Raw genomic sequence first — 20,043 nt, 5'->3', positions numbered from 1 at the left:
CCCGTCAGGAACAATACCGATGCCCATCATATCAGGCGGGCATCGGCATTTGTCCACCGAACAGAATCGAGGCGTTCTAGGATTTCAGGGCTTGGGCGATGTCGTCGATCAGATCGTCGCAATCCTCGAGACCCACCGACAGGCGCACCAGCCCTTCGGAAATGCCCATGGCCAGCTTGTCCTCTGGCGACAGGCGCTGGTGGGTGGTGGTCCAGGGATGGGTGATCAGGCTCTTGGAATCGCCCAGGTTGTTGGAGATGTCGATCAGCTCCACCCCGTCCAGCAGCGTGTAGGCCGCCGTCTTGCCGCCCTTGAGCTCGATGGCGACGATGCTGCCCCAGCCGCGCATCTGCCGCTTGGCCAATTCGTGCTGGGGATGGCTTTCCAGGCCGGGATAGAGGACGCGGGCCACCTCGGGGCGGGTCTCCAGGAAGCGGGCGATCTTCAGGGCGTTGGCGCAGTGGCGCTCCATGCGCAGGTCCAGGGTCTCCAGGCCCTTCAACAGCACCCAGGCGTTGAACGGCGACAGGGCCGGGCCGGTGTTGCGCAGGAAGGGGCCGAGCACGTCGGCGCAGAACTCGGCCGAGCCCAGCACCGCGCCGCCGAGGCAGCGGCCCTGGCCGTCCATGTGCTTGGTGGCGGAATAGACCACGATGTCGGCGCCCAGCTGCAGCGGACTCTGCAGGATCGGCGTGGCGAAGACGTTGTCCACCACCACCTTGGCCCCGGCCTTGTGGGCCAGTTCGCAGACGGCGGCCAGGTCGATGATCTCCAGCGTCGGGTTGGAGGGGGTCTCCAGGAAGACGCAGGCGGTGGGCGCCGAAAGCGCCGCTTCCCAGGCCGCCAGATCGGTGCCGTCCACGAACACCCGCTCGACGCCGTAGCGCGGCAGCAACTCGTTGATGATCCAGTGGCACGAGCCGAACAGCGCCTTGGACGCCACCACCCGGTCGCCGGCCCGGAGCTGGCAGAGCAGGGCGGCATGCACGGCGGCCATGCCGGACGCGGTGGCGCGGCAGGCGGGAGCCCCCTCGATCTCGGCCAGCCGCTGCTCGAACATGGCGACGGTGGGGTTCTTGAAGCGGGAATAGACCATGCGGTCGAGCGTGCCGTCGAAGCTTGCCTCGGCCTCGGCGGCGCTGTCGTAGACATAGCCCGAGGTCATGAACATGGCTTCCGAGGTCTCGCGGAAATTGGTGCGGGACAACCCGCCGCGCACCGCCAGGGTGCGGGGGCGCCAGGGGCGGGACGGCTTGGAATCGCTGCTGCTCATGTGACCTCCGAAAACAAAAGCCCCGACCGATGGAGCGGGCCGGGGCTCGGTTCAAGGAGCGCTCGGACCTCTTTAGCGGAATATTTTACGTGGCCGCAATCCGGTCGGACAAATCACCACGCGCCAAGTCATAGCGCCGGGTCCGGCCAAGCGTCAAGCCCGTTGGCGGCCGGGTGAACACTCAATATTTTCCGAATATTACCGTTGTGCGAATTGCAGGGCGGGGCTGGTCATACCGCTTGAGGCCGGTGGCGGGGATGGCTATGCTGCACTGCAACAGAAAATCAATGGAGATGGGCAGTCATGAATTCCGACGTCAAGGGCGCCCCGGCGCCGCTGCAATTGCTGGACCTCAGGGGCAAGAAGGGGCTGGTGATCGGCATCGCCAACGACCAGTCCATCGCCTATGGCGTCGCCCGGCACTGCCATGCCTATGGCGCCGAGCTGGCCATCACCTATCTCAACGAAAAAGGCGAAAAGTACGTCCGCCCCCTGGCCGAACAGTTGTTCGCGCCCATCGTCATGCCCTGCGACGTGCGCGAGGACGGGCAGTTGGAGGCGGTGTTCAAGGCCATCGAGGAAAAGTGGGGCCGCCTGGACTTCGTCATCCACTCCATCGCCTACGCCAACCGCGACGACCTGCACGGCCGGGTCACCGATTGCTCGCGCGAGGGTTTCGCCCTGGCCATGGACGTGTCGTGCTTCTCGTTCGTGCGCTGCGCCAAGCTGGCCGAGCCGCTGATGAAGAACGGCGGCAGCCTGATCACCGTGTCGTTCTACGGCGGCCGCAAGGTGGTCGAGCATTACAACGTCATGGGACCGGTCAAGGCGGCGCTGGAAAGCACCACCAAATACCTGGCCCATGAACTGGGCCCCAAGGGCATCCGCGTCGTGGCCCTGTCGCCCGGCCCGCTGAAGACCCGCGCCGCCTCGGGCATCGACCGCTTCGACGAGCTGATGGACGCCGCCGCCCAGAAGGCGCCCACCCACCAACTGGCCGACATCAACGATTGCGGCTCGTTCGCCGCCTATCTGGTCAGCGATCTGGCCAAGTCGGTGACCGGCACCACGCTGTATATCGACGGCGGCGCCCACATCGTCGGATAGGATGGACGTGGCTTCTCCCTGGAGTGCGGCCAGGGCGGCCGTGCTCCAGGGAAAGGGGCCGGTTCGGAGCGCGGGCATCCTGCCCGCATTTCAGTCCAGCCGGGACGCCGTCCAGGCGGCGCCCTGGTCGCGGTAGAAACGCAGCAATCCCTGGTCGCGGCGCAGGATGGTGTCGCCGGCCAGGGTGGCCGCCTTCAAGGCCTGGCGGCGGCGTGCGATGTCCTCGCGCTGCTCGGCGGCCAGACGCTGGAACAGCCTCGCCCGCGCCGCGCCGGGCGGCGGAGCGGCGGGCGGGATGGGGCCGTCATGGCGGCGTTCCGCCGCGTCCATCCGCCGGAAGGAAAAGCGGACGGGCATTCCGGCCTCCTCGGGCAAGGCGGAAATAAGAACATAACGGAAACGTCGGTGCAAGCCCTACTGGCTGGACCACAGGATGCGGGCGATCCAGGCCACCTCCTCGGCGGCCAGCGAGCGTCCCGGATGCTCGGGGTTGAGGGAGGCCAGCTCGATGCGCTTGGCGGTCTGGCGCACCAACTGCTTGACCATCACCTCGCCGTCGGTGGTGCGCACCACCACCCGGTCGCCGCGCCGCACCCCGGCGGCGGGCGAGACGATCACCACGTCGCCGTCGCGATAGAGCGGTTCCATGGAATCGCCGCTGACCTCCAGCGCGTAGGCGTGGGGATCGCCGATCTCGGGGAATGGAATCTCATCCCAGCCGCCGCCCACCGGATAGCCGGCATCGTCGAAGAAGCCGCGGTCGCCGGCCTGGGCGAAGCCGACCAGCGGGATGGTGTTGGCCGGATGCTGCGGCTGGGCCATGTCCTCGATATAGCCGACGAAGGCGGTCATGGTGGCGCCGGTGGCCTCCAGCACCTTGGCGACGCTTTCCGTCGAGGGCCAGCGGGGCTTGCCCTCGCGGGTGATGCGTTTGCTCTTGTTGAAGGTGGTGGGGTCCAGCCCGGCTTTGCGGGCAAGCGCCGACGCCGTCAGCCCGTGGTCACGGGCAAGCGCATCGATGGCGGCCCAGATGTCGGCGTGCTTCAGCATGGGAAGATGGTCCCGCAATTCGGCGTCTGGTGCCACAGGAACATAAACCTTTTCGTTGACTCTATTCGGGGGATTGGGCATCAATCTGCGGCATAATGTCCTATTGTCGGAGAACAGATATGGCCCAAAGGCGATCCATACAGCCAACATATGAAGAAAGGGAGGGGGAGCCCTTCGCCACGCCCGAGGATGCCTGGATCTGGTATTCCCAATGCCAGCAGGCCCGCGACGAGGGGGCGCGCTACCATGCGGGACTGGGCGCCGTGGCCCGGCCCTGCGCCCCCGATGACATCGTGCTGGAGGTCCGGCGGCTCTATCGCCGCCGCATCCTGAGCGGCGCCCATCTGCGGGCGCTGGTGCGGTTCGGACGCCAGAACGGCGCGGCGGCCGGCGAGGGCGACGCCACCGCCGGCCGCCTGTGGCGGGAGGCGCTGGACCGGCTGGCCACGCCGCTGCGGGCCAAGGGAATCGTCTTGTGACGCCCCCCGCGCCGCCCCCGCCCCGCGCCCTGGTGGTGTTCTCGGGCAAGGCCGACCTGGGCTGGCTGCGGCTGCTGCGGCCGGGGTTTCGCCACTGCTTCGTCCTGCTGGAGCTGAACGGCGCCTGGGTCTGCGTCAACCCCCTGGCCCACCGCACGTCGGTCGAGCTCTGGTCCCTCGATCCCGCCACCGATCTGCCGGGCTGGCTGCGGAGTCAGGAGGGACTGACGGTGGTGGAGACGGAGGTGCGCCGCCCGCCGCGCCGCCCCAGTCCCCTCGGCCTTTATTCCTGCGTCGAGGCGGTGAAGCGGGTGCTCGGCCTGCAGGAGCGCTGGGTGCTGACCCCGGGACAGCTTCACGATCACCTCACACGATCTGGAAAAAAATCCTTGAATTTAGGAAATTATAGGGTTAATGTCCCCACATCAACGCCAGATCCATGTCCGGACCACCACCCCGCCTCCGCGGAGCGGATGGATTCGGCCGTCTGTCGGAACAAAACATGAACTTTCGCCAAAGGAGACATGCCATGGGTGGTTTTTTCGCTTCCGACCCGCCGCCGGCCCCGGCCCCGGTCGTGCTGCCGCCGTCGCCCGATCCCGAAGCCGAGGCGGCGGAGGAGCGGCGCAACGCCATCAGCCGCAACCGCCGCGGCCTGATGGGCACCATCGCCACCTCGGAGACCGGGCTGCTGCAGCCGTCGGGCGACCGGGCGGCCAAGACCCTGCTGGGAGACTGACCATGGAGGACAGCGAAGCCCGCCTCGCCAGGGCCGGCAAGGACCGCGCCGCCCTGGGCGAGGCGCTGCTCGGCCCCGGCGGTGACGATCCGTCGGTGCTGCTGCGGCGCTACCGCAAGGCCAAGGAGCGGCGCGCCACCTGGGAATCCCACTGGCAGGAATGCTACGACTACGCCCTGCCGCTGCGCGACGGCATGTTCCACGGCGCCGTTCCCGGCGAGCGCAAGGCCGACCGCCTGTTCGACGGCACGGCGCCCGATTGCGTCGACCAGCTGGCGGCCAGCCTGCTGTCGGAGCTGACCCCACCCTGGGCGCAATGGTTCGGGCTGGCGGCCGGCGACCAGCTGCCCGCCGCCGAGTGCGACGAGGCGGCGCCGCTGCTGGAGCGGACCGCCGCCGTGATGCAGTCGCATTTCGACCGCTCCAACTTCGCCATCGAGATGCACCAGTGCTACCTGGACGCGGTGACCGGCGGCACCGCCTCGCTGCTGTTCGAGGAAGCGCTGCCCGGCGAGCCCTCGGCCTTCCGCTTCACCTCGGTTCCCCTGGGCCAGGTGGTGCTGGAGGAGGGGGCGGCCGGGCGTCTGGACGTCACCTTCCGCCGCAGCGAGGTGTCGGTGGCGGCGCTGAAGGCCCGCTTTCCCCGCGCCGTCCTGCCCGAGGCGGTGGTCAAGGCGGCCTCCGACGACCCCGACCTGCGCCTGGGGCTGGTCGAGGCGGTGGTTCCGGCGCGCGGCGGCTATTCCTACGCCGCCGTGCTGGACGACGAATCCTCGGAGCTGGTCCTGGGGCGCGGACAGTTTTCCGGCTCGCCCTTCCTCAACTTCCGTTGGCTGAAGGCCCCGGGCGAGGTCTATGGCCGCTCGCCGGTGATGAAGGCCCTGCCCGACATCAAGACCGCCAACAAGGTGGTGGAACTGGTGCTGAAGAACGCCACCATCGCGGTGACCGGCATCTGGCAGGCCGATGACGACGGGGTGCTCAATCCCGCCAACATCAAGCTGGTGCCCGGCACCATCATCCCCAAGGCGGTGGGCTCGGCCGGGCTGCAGCCGCTGGTCTCGCCGGGACGCTTCGACACCTCGCAACTGGTGCTCGACGATCTCAGGGGCCGTATCCGCCACGCCCTGATGGGCGACAAGCTGAGCCAGCCGGCCGCGCCGGCCCTGACCGCCACCGAGGTGCTGCAGCGTTCGGACGACATGGCCCGGCTGCTGGGGGCCACCTATGGCCGCCTGCAGAGCGAGCTGCTGACCCCACTGGTCATGCGCGCCGTCCACATCCTGAAACGGCGGGGGGAGATCCCCGATCTGGCGGTGGACGGGCGGACCATCGACCTGCAGTACCGCTCGCCCCTGGCCCAGAACCAGGGCCGCCGCGACGCCCGCAACGTGCTCTCCTGGCTGGGCGCCCTGTCCAGCCTGGGGCCGGCGGCCCAGGGCACCGTCGACGCCGAGGCCGCCGCCCGCTGGCTGGCCCGGGCCTTCAACGTGCCGTCGGAGCTGGTCCGCCCCGGCGGCGCGGCGGAGCCGGACGGGGCGGTTGCCGATCCCGGGGCGCTCGAGCGGCTGGTGCGCGGGCTGGAGAATCCGGCCGGCGCTCCGCCGGCGGGAGGCGTCCATGTCCCGGCCTGAATCCGGCTGGACCTGGCTGGACGCCCCGGCCGCGATCCATGGCGACGAGGCGCTGCTGCTGCTCGCCCGCCAGACCGCCCGGCTGTTCGCCACTCCCGATGGCGAGGCCGTGCTGCAGCATCTGAAGTCCATGACCCTCGACCGTTGCCTCGGACCCGAATCCGGCGACAACGCGCTGCGCCATCTGGAAGGCCAGCGTCACCTGGTCCTGCACCTCCTCGCCCTGGCCGCCCGTGGCCGGGGCGGGATGTAGGGACGTTCCATCCAAGACACAGGAGTTCATCATCATGCCGTCCGAATTGCCCCCTTCGCCCGCCGCCGCCGATGCCAGCGCCGGGTCCCGCCCCGAGCAGGTTCCCGCCAAATTCTGGGACGCCGCCACCGGCCAGGTGCGCGTTGACGCCCTGCTGCGGGCCTATCGCGACCTGGAGCGCCGCGCCTCCGCCATGGTGCGGGTACCCGGCCCCCAGGCCGCCGAGGACGAGGTCGCCGCCTTCCGCCGGGCGGCCGGCGTCCCCGACAGCCACGATCTCTACCGGATCGCCACCCGGCATCCGTCCCTGGCCAGCGATCCCGGCCTGAACCAGCGCCTGCACCAGGCCGGCTTCACCCAGGACCAGGCCCAGATGCTCTACGATCTGGCCCATGAGCGGCTGTTGCCGCTGGTCGAGCACCTGACCCAGTGCCACGACCAGGACAGCCAGATCGAGCATCTGAAGCGCCATTTCGGCGGCGACGCCCAGTGGCAGGAAAGCGCCCGCCAGATCAAGGCCTGGGGCAAGGCCAACCTGCCCCAGGCGGCCTACGAGGCCCTGGCCTCCACCGCCGACGGGGTCAAGACCATGCACCGCCTGATGCAGTCGGAGGAGCCGTCGCTCGGCGCCGCCGCCCCGCTGGGCGAGGATGGCCGCTCCGAGGAACAGCTGAAGAAGATGATCAACGATCCCCGCTACTGGAAGGCCAAGGACCCGGCGTTCATCGCCAAGGTCAGCGAGGGCTTCCGCAAGCTCTACGGGGAGTGACAGCCGGCCGGCGTTTGGAGTGACCGGTCATCCCGACACCCATCGGGAGGGGGGATCTCCGCCTGGAATGCCGGTTCCAACAGGAAAGGCCGTTCCAGGATGGGATTCCCCGCCGCCGGTCAGCGGTTCATGGCGGCGACGCCGCTGCCGATCTCCAGGCCGGCGAACCAGTCGATGAAGCGCTTGACGTCGTCGCCCTTGAACACCAGGCCGTGCTGCGGCGCCAGGAAGTCGATGTCCAGCTTGGACACCTGGGCGCACCATGCGTCGCGGGCCCGGGTCGAGGCCAGCCAGCGGCGGTGGAAGCCGTCCATGTACTGCACATGGGAGGCGAAATCGGTGACGAAGACCGAGCCGGTGGCCTTGTCCTTGGGCACCAGGGCGGCGCCGACGTCGCCGGAGAACAGCGCCTTGGCCTTGGGGTCGTAGACGTTGAAATTACCCGACGAATGCAGGTAATGGGCCGGCACGAAGCGCAGGCGGACGCTGGGGGACAGCGACACCTCCATGCCCTCGTCGGGAATGGTGGTGAAGACGGCGTCGCGGTCGAAATGGGCGGTGAAGCTGGACCACAGCCAGGACAGGTAGATCTTGGTGTCGGGCTCGCAGACCCGGCGCCACAGGGGCAGGGACGAACCGATATCGGGGTCCTGGTGCGACAGGAACAGCGCCTTGACGCTGGACACCGGAATCTCGCGGGTCAGGGCGGCCAGCATGGCCGGGAACACCTCCATGCCGCCCGGATCGAGCAGGATGGCGCAATCGCCCGAGCGGATCAGGTACTGGTTGGTGTCGACCACGTTGTCGGGCTTGTCCGGGTCCTGGCCGAACATCTGCCAGCAGTGATCGTCCTGGCGGAACAGAGTGGCGCACTTCATGGGGAGTGTCCTGACACGCTATGAGTTGCGATGGAGTTCGTCGAGGGCGTCCAGGCCGATGCGCCGCAGCGCCTCGCCCTTTTCCGCAGCGCGACGCACCGCGTCCGAAGCCTCGTCGATCATCTGGCGCAGATCGTCCACATAGATCCGCATGGTGTCGGACACCGTGCGGAACTCCTTCTCATGGACGCCGGCGGCGGCGGCCTCGATGGCGATGTTGGTGGCGATGGAATCCGACTGGCTGACCACCTCCTCGACGGCGTGGGTGCGGCGCGACAGGTCATTCACCGCGTTGGCCATGCCGTCCAGGGTGTCGACCAGCACCGACATCAGGTCGGCGAAGGCCCGCTGGGCGCTGTCGCAGGAGCGTCCGCTCCCCGTATCGGCTTCGATCAACTGGCAGGAGCGTTCGAACAGGTTCAACTGCATCAGGCTGCGCAGGATGGTGGACGAGAAGGCGAAGGTCCGCCCGCGCAGGGAATGCATCTCGCCCTGGATCTGGGCCAGCCGGTTGACCAGTTCGCGGGTGTACTGGGTCAGCGCCCGCACCGCCTTGCCCTTGTCGCCCGCCCGGCCCGCCGCCAACTCGGCGTTGAGCGACAGGATGCGCAGGTTCTCGGCCAGTTCGTCCAACCCGCCGAAGGCATGGAAGGCGCGGCGGCAATCGCCGAGCAGGCCGTTGGCCCGCGCTTCGATCCGGTCGGTGCGCTGGGTGCGCGTGCGTGTGGTCGTCAAAAGCTGTGTCATGCCCCGCCTATCCGGCAAAGACCCGATTTTTCCCGATGATAATCGGTTTTCCGCTGGTCGGAAGGGGGAAACTGATCCGTCCGCAACAATGTCCGCCGGGGTGGAGGGACGGATGTGTCTTTGATCACCAGGGCGTCGGAAACGCCGGCGTCCGCAACCCGAAGGAGATCGTCATGTCAGGATTTGAAACAGTGATTCCCATGGCCATCGGTACGGTGTCCACGGTGGCCGGGGCTGCCGGCCGATCGGCGGCGGCGGACAAGGCGGCGGCGGCCCAGGCAGAGGCCCAGGCCCGGCAGAACCAGTTGATCCTGCAGCGCCTCGCCGCCGAGGAGAAGCAGCAGCGCGACCTGCTGGCCAAGGCGTCGGCGACGCAGCGGGCCCGGATGGGGGCCTTGGGCATGGACGGTTCCGGCGGTTCGGCCGAGGCCATCCTGGCCGGCATGAGCAAGGAGACCGCCGACGGCATCGCCGCCTCCGGCCAGGCCGCCCTGCTCAGGCTGCAGCCGGCCAGGGCGGCCTCCGGCGCCAATCTTCTCGACGGCGCGGCGGCGGCCAAATCCGGTCTGTCGGTGTTCAAGAGCTTCTACGACGCGTTCGGATGAAACGGAACGGGCGGGCCAAGGTGGCCCGCCCGGCGGTCGTTTCCCGCGCCTGCGGCCTCAGACGGCCTGGCCGCGCGTCTTCAGCAATTCCAGGATCTCGGCGGCGGCCTTGGGGATGTTGGTGCCTGGGCCATACACCGCCGCCACGCCGGCCTTGTACAGGAAGTCGTAATCCTGGGTGGGAATGACGCCGCCGGTCACCACCAGGATGTCGCCGGCGCCTTGGGCCTTCAACTCGCCGATCAGGGCGGGAACCAGGGTCTTGTGGCCGGCGGCCAGGGACGAGGCGGCGACGATGTGCACGTCGTTCTCCACCGCCTGGCGGGCGGCCTCCTCCGGGGTCTGGAACAGCGGGCCGATATCCACGTCGAAGCCGAGATCGGCGAAGGCGGTGGCGATCACCTTGGCGCCGCGGTCGTGGCCGTCCTGGCCCATCTTGCAGACCAGCATGCGGGGACGGCGCCCCTCGGCCTTGGCGAAGGCTTCGATGTCGGCCTTCAGCTTGGCAAAGCCCGCGTCATCCTTGTAGACGCCGCCATAGACGCCCGAGATAGTGCGGTTGACGGCGCGGTGACGGGTGAAGGACTGCTCCAGCGCATCGGAGATTTCGCCCACCGTGGCCCGCGCGCGGGTGGCGTTGACCGCCAATTCCAGCAGGTTGCCCTCGCCCGATTCGCCGGCCTTGGCCAGGGCGGCCAGGGCGGCGTCGCACTTGGCCTGGTCGCGGCCGGCCTTGATCTGCTTCAGACGGGCGATCTGGGAGTCGCGGACCTTGGCGTTGTCCACGTCGAGGATCTCGATGGGGGTCTCTTCCGCCGGCTGGTACTTGTTGACGCCGACCACCACTTCCTCGCCCCTATCGATGCGGGCCTGACGCCGGGCGGCGGCCTCCTCGATCTTCATCTTGGGCATGCCCGATTCCACGGCCTTGGTCATGCCGCCCAGTTCCTCGACCTCCTGGATCAGCTTCCAGGCTTCCTCGGCCAGGGCGTTGGTCAGGCTTTCGACGTAATACGAGCCGGCCAGGGGATCGACCACATGGGGAATGCCGGTCTCTTCCTGAATGATCAGCTGGGTGTTGCGCGCGATGCGGGCCGAGAACGGGGTCGGCAGCGCGATGGCCTCGTCCAGGGCGTTGGTGTGCAGCGACTGGGTGCCGCCCAGCACCGCCGCCATGGCCTCGATGGTGGTGCGGACGACGTTGTTGTAGGCGTCCTTCTCGGTGAGGCTGACGCCCGAGGTCTGGCAATGGGTGCGCAGCGCCATGGAGCTGGCCTTCTGGGGATCGAACTGCTTGATGATGCGCGCCCACAGCAGGCGGCCGGCGCGCATCTTGGCGATCTCCATGAAGAAGTTCATGCCGATGGCCCAGAAGAACGACAGCCGGCCGGCGAACTCGTCGATCTTGAGGCCGGTGCCCAGCGCGGCGCGCACGTATTCCAGGCCGTCGGCCAGGGTGAAGGCCAGTTCCTGCACCGCCGTGGCGCCGGCTTCCTGCATGTGGTAGCCGGAGATGGAGATGGAGTTGAACTTGGGCATGTTCTTCGAGGTGTACTCGATGATGTCCGCGATGATCCGCATGCTGGGCGCCGGCGGATAGATGTAGGTGTTGCGGACCATGAACTCCTTCAGAATGTCGTTCTGAATGGTGCCCGCCAGCTGGTCCTGGGAGACGCCCTGCTCTTCCGCCGCGACGATGTAGCCCGCCAGCACGGGAAGAACGGCGCCGTTCATGGTCATGGAGACCGACATCTTGTCCAGCGGGATGCCGTCGAACAGGATCTTCATATCCTCGACGGAATCGATGGCGACGCCCGCCTTGCCCACGTCGCCCACCACGCGGGGGTGATCGGAATCATAGCCGCGATGGGTGGCCAGATCGAAGGCCACCGAAATGCCCTGCTGGCCGGCGGCGAGATTCTTGCGGTAGAAGGCGTTGGATTCCTCGGCGGTGGAGAAGCCGGCGTACTGGCGCACCGTCCACGGCCTGGCGGCGTACATGGTGGCGCGGGGGCCGCGGGTGAAGGGCGGGAAGCCGGGCAGCGAGCCCAGATGGTCGAGGCCTTCCAGGTCGGCGGCGGTATAGAGCGGCTTGACCGTGATGCCTTCCGGGGTCTCCCAGTCCAGGGTCGAGGGCGAGGCGCCCTTGAGGTCCTTCGACGCCAGGGCTTCCCAATCGGAAACGCTCTTCTTCGGGAACTCGCTCATCGACCCTACTCCCTTGTTTCTTGTTCTAGAACGCCGCGCCGCGCATCAGGTACGACGCACCGAATTCATCCAACGACTTCAATCCCGCCACGATGGGCCCCAGGGGCCGCACCATGCCGTCGGTCAGGCCGTAGACCCAGGAATGCACTTCCAACTGCTGGCCGCGCTGCCAGGCGTCCTGGATCACCGGCGAGCGGCACAGGTTGCGCACCTGCTGCATGACGTTCAGTTCGCACAGCCGGTCCACCTGGGCGGATTCGCTGGGCAGCATGTCCAGTTCGTGCCGGTGGCATTCGCAGAGGTCGCGCACCGGGCGGATCCAGTATTCGGTGACGCCCAGGCGCGAATCCTGCAGCGCCGCCCGTACGCCGCCGCAGCCGTAATGGCCGCAGACGATGATGTGCTCCACCTTGAGCACGTCGATGGCGTATTGCAGCACCGACAGGCAGTTCATGTCCGCGTGGTGGACCTGGTTGGCCACGTTGCGGTGGACGAAGACCTGACCGGGTTCCAGGCCGACGATCTCGTTGGCCGGAACCCGGGAATCGGCGCAGCCGATCCAAAGATATCCCGGGGTCTGCTGCTCTGCCAGATGGGCGAAGAAGCCGGGCTTGGTGCGCTCCGTCTCCTCCGCCCAGGCCTTGTTATTGGCCAGCAGGCGGTCGATCCCCGGGACCTTGCTCATGAGGCGAACTCGATGATCTTCTGGTCCACCGCCAGCGAATCGCCGGCCGCCGCGTGGGTCTTGGCGACCGTGGCGTCACGCTCGGCCTTCAGGATGTTTTCCATCTTCATGGCCTCGACCACCGCCAGCGGCTCGCCGGTCTTGACCTCCTGGCCGTCCTCGACCAGCAGCTTGACCAGCAGGCCGGGCATGGGCGACAGCATGTACTTGCTCATGTCCGGCGGCGCCTTGAACGGCATCAGCCTGTTCATGCGGGCGGCATGCGGGGTCAGCACCAGCACGTCGGCGCGCGAACCGGCATGGGCAAGGCGCAGGCCCGATCCCGCCCGCTCGATCTGCACGGCCACCGAACGGCCATCGACGCTGGCCAGGAACAGCGGCTCGCCGATCTGCCAGCCGGTCTTGACGTCCACCACCTCGCCGGCGATCACCACGGCGTAGCCGCCCTCGGTGGGGCGCACGGTGATGTCGTGGTACTGGCCGCTCATCACCACCACCCACTCGTCGCCGGCCTTCATCTCGTGGCCGGGGAACTGGCCGGAAATGCGGGTGTCGCGCTCGTGGATGCGGCGGTTGGCGGCGGCGGCCACGGCGATCAGCACCGTCGGGTCGTCGGCGGGCAGGTCGTTGGCGTGGAAGCCGTTGGCGTATTCCTCGGCGATGAAGTTGGTGGTGAGCGCCCCCTTGACGAAGCGCTCCTTGGAGAACAGCGAGGCCAGGAACGGGATGTTGTGGGACAGACCGCGGATGTAGTACTCGTCCAGGGCCTGACGCATATGGGCGATGGCGGCGTCGCGGGTCGGGCCGTAGGTGATCAGCTTGGCGATCATGGGATCGTAGAACATGCTGATCTCGCCGCCCTCGTAGACGCCGGTGTCGACGCGCACATGCGGGCTTTCGGCCGGCGGCTGGTAACGGGTCAGGCGGCCGGTGGACGGCAGGAAGTTGCGGAAGGGGTCCTCGGCATAGACGCGGGCCTCCATGGACCAGCCGTTCAGCTTGACGTCGTCCTGGGTGATGGAGAGCTTCTCGCCATAGGCGACGCGGATCATCTGCTCGACCAGGTCGAGGCCGGTGATCATCTCGGTGACCGGATGCTCCACCTGCAGGCGGGTATTCATTTCCAGGAAGTAGAACTCGCCGGTGGCGCCGCCGACGATGAACTCCACCGTGCCGGCCGACTTGTAGTTGACGATGCGGGCCAGGGCGCAGGCCTGCTCGCCCATGGCCTTGCGGGTCTCGGGCGTCAGGAAGGGGCTCGGCGCCTCCTCGATCACCTTCTGGTGGCGGCGCTGGATCGAGCACTCGCGCTCGCCCAGGTACAGCGTGGTGCCCTGGCCGTCGGCCAGCACCTGGATCTCGATGTGGCGGGGCTGCTCGATGAACTTTTCCACGAAGACGCGGTCGTCGCCGAAGCTGGTCTTGGCCTCGTTGGTGGCGCTGGTGAAGCCCTCGTGGGCCTCGGCATCGTTCCAGGCCAGGCGCATGCCCTTGCCGCCGCCGCCGGCCGAGGCCTTCAGCATGACGGGATAGCCGATTTCCTTGGCGATCTTCACCGCCTCGTCGGCGTCCTTGATGACGCCGAGATAGCCCGGCACGGTGTTGACCCCGGCCTCGCGGGCCAGCTTCTTGGACTCGATCTTGTCGCCCATGGCGAAGATGGCGTGGGCGTCGGGGCCGATGAAGGCAATGCCCGCCTTGCCCAGGGCCTCCTGGAATTCGCGCTTTTCCGACAGGAAGCCGTAACCGGGATGGACCGCCTGGGCGCCGGTCTGCTTGCAGGCCTCGACGATCTTGTCGATCACCAGATAGGACTGGGCCGAGGCCGCCGGGCCGATATGCACGGCCTCGTCGGCCATGGAGACGTGGAGCGCGTCCTTGTCGGCGTCGGAATACACCGCCACCGTCTTGATGCCCATCTTGCGCGCGGTCTTGATGACCCGGCAGGCGATTTCGCCGCGGTTGGCGATCAGAATCTTTGTGAACATGCGATCGTCCCCCTTACAGCGGAATGTTGCCGTGCTTGCGCCACGGATTCTTGACGTCCTTGTCCTTCAGCATGGCCAGGGAACGGCAGATGCGCTTCCTGGTGTTGCGGGGCATGATGACGTCGTCGATGAAGCCGCGATGGCCGGCGATGAAGGGATTGGCGAATTTCTGGCGGTATTCCTCGGTGCGCGCCGCGATCTTCTCGGAATCGCCGATATCGGAGCGGAAGATGATCTCCACCGCGCCCTTGGGGCCCATCACGGCGATCTCGGCGGTCGGCCAGGCGAAGTTGACGTCGCCGCGCAGATGCTTGGAGCTCATCACGTCGTAGGCGCCGCCATAGGCCTTGCGGGTGATGACGGTGATCTTGGGCACGGTGCACTCGGCATAGGCGTAGAGCAGCTTGGCGCCGTGTTTGATGATGCCGCCGTATTCCTGGCTGGTGCCGGGCAGGAAGCCGGGCACGTCCACGAAGGTGACGATGGGAATGTTGAAGGCGTCGCAGAAGCGCACGAAGCGGGCGCCCTTGATGGACGACGAGATGTCGAGGCAGCCGGCCAGCACCATGGGCTGGTTGGCGACGATGCCCACCGTGCGGCCTTCCATGCGGGCGAAGCCGACGATGATGTTGCCGGCATAGCCGGGCTGCACCTCGAAGAAGTCGCCCTCGTCCACGACCTTCAGGATCAGTTCCTTCATGTCGTAGGGCTTGTTGGCGTTGTCGGGGATCAGGGTGTCGAGGCTGGTCTCGATGCGCTCGGGTCCGTCATTGGTGGGGCGGACGGGGGGCTTCTCGCGGTTGGAGCTGGGCAGGAAGTCCATGAAGCGGCGCAGTTGCAGCAACGCCTCCACGTCGTTCTCGAAGGCCAGATCGGCGACGCCCGACTTGGTGGAGTGGGTGATGGCGCCGCCCAGTTCCTCGGCGGTCACCGTCTCGTGGGTGACGGTCTTGACCACGTCGGGGCCGGTCACGAACATGTACGAGCTGTCCTTGACCATGAAGATGTAGTCGGTCATGGCCGGCGAGTACACGGCGCCGCCGGCGCACGGGCCCATGATCATGGAGATCTGCGGCACCACGCCGGACGCCATGACGTTGCGCTGGAACACCTCGGCGTAGCCGGCCAGGGAGGCGACGCCTTCCTGGATGCGGGCGCCGCCGGAATCGTTGAGGCCGATGACGGGAGCGCCGACCTGCACCGCCTTGTCCATGATCTTGCAGATCTTCTCGGCGTGGGCCTCGGACAGCGAGCCGCCGAACACGGTGAAGTCCTGGCTGAACACGAAGACCAGACGGCCGTTGATGGTGCCGTAGCCGGTGACCACGCCGTCGCCGGGGATCATGTTCTCTTCCGAGTCCATGCCGAAATCGGTGCAGCGGTGCTCCTTGAACATGTCCCATTCCTCGAAGGAATCGGGATCGAGGAGAAGCTCGATGCGCTCACGCGCCGTCAGTTTGCCGCGCTTGTGCTGGGCGGCGATGCGCTTCTCGCCACCGCCCAACCGGGCGCCTTCCCTCTTTTCCTCGAGCTGCTGAATGATTTCGTGCATGGACGCGGGCCTCCGGCGGGCAGAGTGACATTGGCGTCGGGTGTATTCGCAAAGCCCTATTGGTGGCAACAGGAGTCGCGGGGAAAAGGGCGGTGTTGCGAAGGGCTTCGCAACCTTGCCCTGTGAAGTTGCTAAGGTTGCGAAGCCGGGCGGGGGCGGCTATAACCTATGGTCATGAACAAGAAGCTGTTCCTCGGCTACAAACTCCGTCGCCTGCGCGACGGCAAGAAGCTGTCCCAGGCGGCCCTGGCGGCGCTGCTGGAAGTGTCGCCCAGCTACCTCAATCAGATCGAGAACAACCAGCGCCCGTTGACGGTGCCGGTGCTGCTGCGCATCGCCAAGGTGCTGGATGTCGACCTCGCCACCCTGGTGGAGGACGAGGAATCCCGGCTGGTCGCCGACCTGCGCGAGGCCCTGAACGATCCGGTGTTCGGTTCGGGCTCCATCGGCCTGTCGGAACTGCGGAACGCGGCGTCAGCCTCGCCGGAACTGGCGAAAAGGGTGCTGACGCTGTACCAGACCTTCCGCCAGCTGGACGAGCGCATGCAGTCGCTGACCGAGAACCTGTCCTCGGCCACGGGGGAAGAGCGCGGCGGCCACGCCCACTTCCCCTACGAGGAGGTCCGCGACTTCTTCTACTACTGCAACAACTACTTCGGCACCCTGGACGAGGCCGCCGAGGCGCTGGTGGAGGCCGAGGGCTTCCGCCTGGGCCAGATGCACAACGATCTGGTGGCCTATCTCGAGAGCCGCCACGGCGTGCGCGTGCGCATCGTCGCCGAGGACGACACGGCGGGCATGCGCACTTTTGAGCCGGGTAACGGCTCGCTGTCGCTGTCGGCGCTGCTGTCGGTGCCCAGCCGCACCTTCCAACTGGCCCATCAGGTGGCGCTGCTGGCCTATCACGAACTGATCGAGGAAGTGGTGGGGGGTGCCAAGCTGTCGTCCGACGACGCGCGCTCCATCTGCCGGGTGGGGCTGGCCAATTACTTCGCCGGCGCCCTGGTGATGCCCTATCTGGCCTTCGCCCAGCAGGCCAAGGCCTTGCGCCACGATGTCGAGCAGCTGCAGAGCCGCTTCGGCGCCAGCTTCGAGCAGGTCTGCCACCGCCTCTCCACCCTGCAACGGCCGGGCGCACGCGGCGTGCCGTTCTATTTCGTCCGCGTCGACATGGCCGGCAACATCACCAAGCGCCACTCGGCGACGCGCTTCCACTTCACCCGCTTCGGCGGGGCCTGCCCCCTGTGGAACGTGCACGAGGCCTTCGCCCAGCCGGGCAAGATCCTGGTGCAGCTGGCCCGTATGCCCGATTCCATCTCCTATATCTGCGTGGCCCGCACCGTGTCCAAGCGCGGCGGCTCGTATTTGCGGCCCGACCGTCAGTTCGCGGTGGGCCTGGGCTGCGAGACCGCCTATGCCTCCGAGGTGGTCTATTCCGCCGGCCTCGACCTCGCCTCGGAGCAGGCCGCCGTGCCCATCGGCGTCAATTGCCGCATCTGCGAGCGCGACGATTGCCGCCAGCGCGCTTTCCCCCCCATCGGCAGCCATATCAGCGTCGACGAGAACAACCGGTCCTTCGTGCCGTATCTGTTTGCGTGAGGCCCACTCACCCCGCCCCTCTCCCTCCAGGGAGAGGGAGATTCCGGCGCAGCACCGCGAATGGCGAATCCGAGGGCTTTTCCGGCCGTGCCTTCCGCCGGGGCTTCCGGCCCGTCCTGAACCCCTCGCCCGAGCGGACATAGCCCAGCGCCTCCAGCGTGGCTTCCGTGGCCGCTGGTCCCAGGCCCAGGGCCGAATGCATGGCATGGTCGGGTAGGAAGGCGCCGTGGTGGGCGGCGGTGCGGGCCAGGGCGGCGAGGCGTTCCAGCACGTCGCGGCGGATGGCCACCTTGCCCGTCGCGCCATAACCTACCGCCTCGTAAAATGCCGCCGGCACGTTCTCCGCCATCATCACCGCCGGGCGGGGGCCGGGCACGTCCGGTGCGGGAATTCCTGCGTAAACGGACCACAGCAGGGCGCGCAAGCCTTGCGTCCTGGGCTTGAACAACGCGGGGATGTAGAGGCCGTGCCGCCCGACCCGGACATCGAGGCGGGCCAGGGCCAGCGCGTCGTCCTTCGACAGCGTGCGGACCAGGGACTCGTCGGCCTGCATGGAGCCCAGCCCCTCGGCCAGCTGGTGGGCCAGCCCCCGCGCCGCGCCCGACAGCGGCGCCCCGGCCAGCCGGAACAGCGACGGCAGGCGGGCGGCCAGCCACGCCTGCACCACCTCGCCCAGCCGCTTGCGCAGGCGCTCGCGCTCGCGTGGCGCCAGCAGGTCGCCCAGGGGCGCTTCCACCTGGGGGTGAAGGGCATCGGCGCCGGGGCCAAGGCGGGCCAGCACCTCGCCCCGCCACGACAGGCCGCCCGGCCCCAGGTCGAAGGCTTCGAATGGGTCGGCCAGGGCCTGGGCCAGGCGGCGCTCCACCTCCGGCCCCAAGGCGCGGGTGGCGGCGGCCAGCATGGTCCGGGCGGCGGCGCCGGTCTCCGCCTTGTCGGCCTCGAAGCGGAAGCCGGCCAGCCGGCCCACATACTCGCCCTCGATCCGTACCTCGCCGCCCGGCCTGATCTCGGCGTCCATGGCGCTGTCGTCGCGCATGCGGCGCACCAGCAATGCGGTGCGCTTGTCGACGAAGCGGTTGGTCAGGCGCTGGTGCAGGGCGTCGGACAGGCGGTCCTCGACGCCCCTGGTCACCTCCTGCCAATGGACCGAGTCCGCCACCCAGTCGCCCCGGTGCGACACATAGGTCCAGGTGCGGATATTGGCGATGCGGGCGACGATGGTGTCCAACTCGCCGTCGGTGCGGTCGATGCGCTTGATGTTTTCGGCCAGCCAGTCGCTGGGCAGTCGCCCGGCGGGCGCGGCCAGATGGCGGAAGATGCGGCCCAGCAGGCGGGTGTGGGATTCGTCCATCACCTTGCGGAAATCGGGGACGCGGCAGACCTCCCACAGCAGCCGGACCCGCTCGGGGTGGTTGGCGAGGCGGGCGATCTCCTCGTCCTGGGCCAGGGCGGACAGGGCCAACTGGTCGTCGGCGTCCCTGGCCCGCAGCAACCCCGGCTTGTCGGGGGGCTTGTCCAGGCTGGACAGCAGGGCGGGAACGGACGCGAAGCGTAAATCGGCGTTGCGCCAGGAGAGCGTCTTCAGGGGATCGAAGCGGTGATTCTCCACCTGTTCGGCCATCTCGGGCGGAATGGTGCCGGCGTCCATGGTGGTGCCGAAGGTGCCGTCGTTCATGTGCCGCCCGGCACGGCCGGCGATCTGGGCGATTTCGGCTGGTTCCAGCGGGCGCGGCGCGCGGCCGTCGAACTTGCGAAGCGCCGCGAAGGCCACATGGTCCACGTCCATGTTGAGCCCCATGCCGATGGCGTCGGTGGCGACGATGTAGTCCACCTCGCCGGCCTGGTACAGACCCACCTGGGCGTTGCGGGTGCGGGGCGACAGGGCGCCCAGCACCACCGCCGCGCCGCCCCGGCTTCGGCGGACGAACTCGGCCATGGCGTAGACCTCGGACGCCGAGAAGGCCACCAGGACCGAGCGCGGCGGCAGGCGGCCCAGCTTCTTGGCTCCCACATGGGTCAGCTGGGAAAAGCGCGGCCGGCTCATGAACTCGACGCCCGGTACCAGCCGGCGGATCAGCGGCTTGATGGTCTCGGCGCCCAGGAACAGGGTCTCGGCCTCGCCCCGGGCGTGCAGCAGGCGGTCGGTAAAGATGTGGCCGCGTTCGGGATCGGCGCACAGCTGGATCTCATCCACCGCCAGAAAAGAGACCCGGCGGTCCAGGGGCATGGATTCCACCGTGCAGACCAGCCAGCGCGGGTGGGGCGGGATGATCTTTTCCTCGCCGGTGACCAGCGCCACCTGCGACGCGCCCTTCAGGCGGACGATACGGTCGTAATTCTCCCGCGCCAGCAAACGCAGCGGAAAGCCGATCATGCCGCTGGCGTGGCCCAGCATGCGCTCCATGGCGAAGTGGGTCTTGCCGGTGTTGGTGGGGCCGAGAACGGCGAGGATGCGGGTCATGACGCGAATCGGTCTT

The 20,043-nt window shown here is 67.9% G+C and carries 19 protein-coding genes and 1 riboswitch; of the genes, 9 read left to right on the top strand and 10 right to left on the bottom strand.

Translation table 11 applies throughout. The features are described 5' to 3' along the window. Positions 1–76: 76 nt before the first annotated feature. On the bottom strand, positions 77–1,273 hold the full coding sequence (metZ, locus tag H261_RS08640) for an O-succinylhomoserine sulfhydrylase (protein WP_008616555.1): 1,197 nt from the start codon (positions 1,271–1,273) through the stop codon (positions 77–79). Between the two features lie 51 nt (positions 1,274–1,324). Further along, positions 1,325–1,403: riboswitch (SAM riboswitch) on the bottom strand. A gap of 173 nt (positions 1,404–1,576) precedes the next feature. Between metZ and fabI the strand changes: the two genes are divergently transcribed. Further along, positions 1,577–2,380 carry an enoyl-ACP reductase FabI gene (gene fabI, locus H261_RS08635; RefSeq protein ID WP_008616554.1) on the top strand — a complete coding sequence of 268 codons (804 nt, stop codon included), beginning with the start codon at positions 1,577–1,579 and terminating at the stop codon, positions 2,378–2,380. A 90-nt stretch (positions 2,381–2,470) separates the two neighbouring features. Here the strand turns inward: fabI and H261_RS08630 are convergent, their stop codons facing one another. After that, positions 2,471–2,737 (bottom strand): hypothetical protein, encoded by a 267-nt coding sequence (locus tag H261_RS08630; RefSeq protein WP_008616553.1) that lies wholly within the window; start codon positions 2,735–2,737, stop codon positions 2,471–2,473. 57 nt (positions 2,738–2,794) lie between these two features. Next, complete coding sequence (locus H261_RS08625; protein ID WP_008616552.1) at positions 2,795–3,430, bottom strand: S24 family peptidase; 636 nt, start codon at positions 3,428–3,430, stop codon at positions 2,795–2,797. Between the two features lie 119 nt (positions 3,431–3,549). Between H261_RS08625 and H261_RS08620 the strand changes: the two genes are divergently transcribed. From H261_RS08620 to H261_RS08595, 6 genes are read left to right on the top strand one after another with little or no spacing between them, the layout of a single operon-like run. Further along, entirely contained in the window at positions 3,550–3,909 is a 360-nt protein-coding gene (locus H261_RS08620; RefSeq protein WP_008616551.1) for a hypothetical protein, read from the top strand. Next, positions 3,906–4,415 carry a hypothetical protein gene (locus H261_RS08615; RefSeq protein WP_008616550.1) on the top strand — a complete coding sequence of 170 codons (510 nt, stop codon included), beginning with the start codon at positions 3,906–3,908 and terminating at the stop codon, positions 4,413–4,415. Before H261_RS08620 ends, H261_RS08615 begins: the two co-directional genes overlap by 4 nt. A 23-nt stretch (positions 4,416–4,438) precedes the next feature. Beyond that, complete coding sequence (locus H261_RS08610) at positions 4,439–4,648, top strand: hypothetical protein (protein WP_008616549.1); 210 nt, start codon at positions 4,439–4,441, stop codon at positions 4,646–4,648. 2 nt (positions 4,649–4,650) lie between these two features. After that, positions 4,651–6,282 carry a portal protein gene (locus H261_RS08605; RefSeq protein ID WP_008616548.1) on the top strand — a complete coding sequence of 544 codons (1,632 nt, stop codon included), beginning with the start codon at positions 4,651–4,653 and terminating at the stop codon, positions 6,280–6,282. After that, positions 6,269–6,535 carry a Bbp19 family protein gene (locus H261_RS08600; RefSeq protein WP_008616547.1) on the top strand — a complete coding sequence of 89 codons (267 nt, stop codon included), beginning with the start codon at positions 6,269–6,271 and terminating at the stop codon, positions 6,533–6,535. The genes H261_RS08605 and H261_RS08600 overlap by 14 nt, the downstream gene beginning before the upstream one ends. Positions 6,536–6,569: 34 nt before the next feature. Continuing rightward, the gene (locus tag H261_RS08595; RefSeq protein ID WP_008616546.1) at positions 6,570–7,304 is read left to right on the top strand and encodes a capsid assembly protein; all 735 of its coding nucleotides are present in this window, start codon (positions 6,570–6,572) and stop codon (positions 7,302–7,304) included. Positions 7,305–7,423: 119 nt separating this feature from the next. On the opposite strand, the gene H261_RS08590 is transcribed toward H261_RS08595, so the two are convergent. After that, entirely contained in the window at positions 7,424–8,182 is a 759-nt protein-coding gene (locus H261_RS08590) for an oxygen-binding di-iron domain-containing protein (RefSeq protein WP_008616544.1), read from the bottom strand. A gap of 18 nt (positions 8,183–8,200) precedes the next feature. Then, on the bottom strand, positions 8,201–8,929 hold the full coding sequence (locus H261_RS08585) for a methyl-accepting chemotaxis domain-containing protein (protein ID WP_040476026.1): 729 nt from the start codon (positions 8,927–8,929) through the stop codon (positions 8,201–8,203). A 173-nt stretch (positions 8,930–9,102) separates the two neighbouring features. Here H261_RS08585 and H261_RS08580 point away from each other — a divergent pair, with 173 nt between their 5' ends. Then, entirely contained in the window at positions 9,103–9,534 is a 432-nt protein-coding gene (locus tag H261_RS08580) for a hypothetical protein (RefSeq protein ID WP_235062897.1), read from the top strand. Positions 9,535–9,591: 57 nt separating this feature from the next. On the opposite strand, the gene scpA is transcribed toward H261_RS08580, so the two are convergent. From scpA to H261_RS08560, 4 genes are read right to left on the bottom strand one after another with little or no spacing between them, the layout of a single operon-like run. Then, a complete protein-coding gene (scpA, locus tag H261_RS08575) occupies positions 9,592–11,742 on the bottom strand; it encodes a methylmalonyl-CoA mutase (protein WP_008616539.1) in 2,151 nt (716 codons plus the stop codon). Between the two features lie 25 nt (positions 11,743–11,767). Then, entirely contained in the window at positions 11,768–12,427 is a 660-nt protein-coding gene (gene can, locus H261_RS08570) for a carbonate dehydratase (protein ID WP_008616537.1), read from the bottom strand. Next, positions 12,424–14,415 carry an acetyl-CoA carboxylase biotin carboxylase subunit gene (accC, locus tag H261_RS08565; protein WP_008616524.1) on the bottom strand — a complete coding sequence of 664 codons (1,992 nt, stop codon included), beginning with the start codon at positions 14,413–14,415 and terminating at the stop codon, positions 12,424–12,426. Before accC ends, can begins: the two co-directional genes overlap by 4 nt. A gap of 13 nt (positions 14,416–14,428) precedes the next feature. Next, the gene (locus tag H261_RS08560; RefSeq protein WP_008616522.1) at positions 14,429–15,967 is read right to left on the bottom strand and encodes an acyl-CoA carboxylase subunit beta; all 1,539 of its coding nucleotides are present in this window, start codon (positions 15,965–15,967) and stop codon (positions 14,429–14,431) included. A 168-nt stretch (positions 15,968–16,135) separates the two neighbouring features. On the opposite strand from H261_RS08560, the gene H261_RS08555 reads away from it, so the two are divergent. After that, entirely contained in the window at positions 16,136–17,566 is a 1,431-nt protein-coding gene (locus H261_RS08555) for a helix-turn-helix domain-containing protein (RefSeq protein ID WP_008616520.1), read from the top strand. A gap of 7 nt (positions 17,567–17,573) precedes the next feature. On the opposite strand, the gene H261_RS08550 is transcribed toward H261_RS08555, so the two are convergent. Beyond that, complete coding sequence (locus H261_RS08550; protein WP_008616519.1) at positions 17,574–20,027, bottom strand: helicase-related protein; 2,454 nt, start codon at positions 20,025–20,027, stop codon at positions 17,574–17,576. Between the last annotated feature and the right edge of the window lie 16 nt (positions 20,028–20,043).

The organism is Paramagnetospirillum caucaseum (genome assembly GCF_000342045.1).
In the GTDB taxonomy this organism is placed as follows: Bacteria; Pseudomonadota; Alphaproteobacteria; order Rhodospirillales; family Magnetospirillaceae; genus Phaeospirillum; species Phaeospirillum caucaseum.
Note: the sequence above shows the minus strand (reverse complement) of the source record. Positions and strands in the feature narration are given on the sequence as shown.

Bases quoted from the DNA above. Each gene is read 5' to 3' on its own strand.
- H261_RS08555 (WP_008616520.1), top strand. From the start codon at position 16,136: ATGGTCATGAACAAGAAGCTGTTCCTCGGCTACAAACTCCGTCGCCTG.
- H261_RS08580 (WP_235062897.1), top strand. From the start codon at position 9,103: ATGTCAGGATTTGAAACAGTGATTCCCATGGCCATCGGTACGGTGTCC.
- H261_RS08620 (WP_008616551.1), top strand. From the start codon at position 3,550: ATGGCCCAAAGGCGATCCATACAGCCAACATATGAAGAAAGGGAGGGG.
- H261_RS08610 (WP_008616549.1), top strand. From the start codon at position 4,439: ATGGGTGGTTTTTTCGCTTCCGACCCGCCGCCGGCCCCGGCCCCGGTC.
- H261_RS08605 (WP_008616548.1), top strand. From the start codon at position 4,651: ATGGAGGACAGCGAAGCCCGCCTCGCCAGGGCCGGCAAGGACCGCGCC.
- metZ (WP_008616555.1), bottom strand. From the start codon at position 1,273: ATGAGCAGCAGCGATTCCAAGCCGTCCCGCCCCTGGCGCCCCCGCACC.
- H261_RS08590 (WP_008616544.1), bottom strand. From the start codon at position 8,182: ATGAAGTGCGCCACTCTGTTCCGCCAGGACGATCACTGCTGGCAGATG.
- H261_RS08550 (WP_008616519.1), bottom strand. From the start codon at position 20,027: ATGACCCGCATCCTCGCCGTTCTCGGCCCCACCAACACCGGCAAGACC.
- fabI (WP_008616554.1), top strand. From the start codon at position 1,577: ATGAATTCCGACGTCAAGGGCGCCCCGGCGCCGCTGCAATTGCTGGAC.
- H261_RS08560 (WP_008616522.1), bottom strand. From the start codon at position 15,967: ATGCACGAAATCATTCAGCAGCTCGAGGAAAAGAGGGAAGGCGCCCGG.
- accC (WP_008616524.1), bottom strand. From the start codon at position 14,415: ATGTTCACAAAGATTCTGATCGCCAACCGCGGCGAAATCGCCTGCCGG.
- H261_RS08625 (WP_008616552.1), bottom strand. From the start codon at position 3,430: ATGCTGAAGCACGCCGACATCTGGGCCGCCATCGATGCGCTTGCCCGT.
- H261_RS08630 (WP_008616553.1), bottom strand. From the start codon at position 2,737: ATGCCCGTCCGCTTTTCCTTCCGGCGGATGGACGCGGCGGAACGCCGC.
- can (WP_008616537.1), bottom strand. From the start codon at position 12,427: ATGAGCAAGGTCCCGGGGATCGACCGCCTGCTGGCCAATAACAAGGCC.
- H261_RS08595 (WP_008616546.1), top strand. From the start codon at position 6,570: ATGCCGTCCGAATTGCCCCCTTCGCCCGCCGCCGCCGATGCCAGCGCC.
- H261_RS08600 (WP_008616547.1), top strand. From the start codon at position 6,269: ATGTCCCGGCCTGAATCCGGCTGGACCTGGCTGGACGCCCCGGCCGCG.
- scpA (WP_008616539.1), bottom strand. From the start codon at position 11,742: ATGAGCGAGTTCCCGAAGAAGAGCGTTTCCGATTGGGAAGCCCTGGCG.
- H261_RS08585 (WP_040476026.1), bottom strand. From the start codon at position 8,929: ATGACACAGCTTTTGACGACCACACGCACGCGCACCCAGCGCACCGAC.